Raw genomic sequence first — 563 nt, 5'->3', positions numbered from 1 at the left:
GCGGTGAGCTGGTCGAACTTCGACCGCATCAGCGTGGTGTTCAGGTGCTTCGGCCCGCCGGCGTCGGCGGTGATGAACGGCAGGTTGATCGTGGTCTGGGACACCGAGGACAGCTCGACCTTCGCCTTCTCCGCCGCCTCGTACAGCCGCTGCAGCGCCTGCGGATCCTTGCGCAGGTCGATGCCGTAGTCCTTGCGGAACTCCTCGGCCAGCCAGTCCACGATCCGCCGGTCGAAATCGTCACCGCCCAGGTGCGTGTCGCCGGCGGTGGCGCGGACCTCGACCACGCCGTCGCCGACGTCGAGCAGGCTGACATCGAAGGTGCCGCCGCCCAGGTCGAACACCAGCACGGTCTCGTTCTTCTTCTTGTCCAGCCCGTAGGCCAGCGCGGCGGCAGTGGGTTCGTTGATGATCCGCAGCACGTTCAGCCCGGCGATCTTGCCGGCGTCCTTGGTCGCCTGCCGCTGGGCGTCGTTGAAGTACGCCGGCACCGTGATCACCGCTTCGGTGACCTTCTCGCCCAGGTACTTCGACGCGTCGTCGACCAGCTTGCGCAGCACCGC

Annotated in this window: 1 protein-coding gene; it reads right to left on the bottom strand. The window is 67.3% G+C overall.

Features of this window, described 5'->3' with window-relative positions; genetic code table 11:
• Positions 1–563 (bottom strand): Hsp70 family protein (locus H5411_RS46685; protein WP_183128053.1); only part of this gene is annotated, 563 nt, incomplete at both ends.

The organism is Amycolatopsis echigonensis, assembly GCF_014174495.1.
In the GTDB taxonomy this organism is placed as follows: Bacteria; Actinomycetota; Actinomycetes; order Mycobacteriales; family Pseudonocardiaceae; genus Amycolatopsis; species Amycolatopsis echigonensis.
The sequence above is the reverse complement of the archived record's forward strand: the minus strand, read 5'-3'. Positions and strand labels throughout refer to the sequence as shown.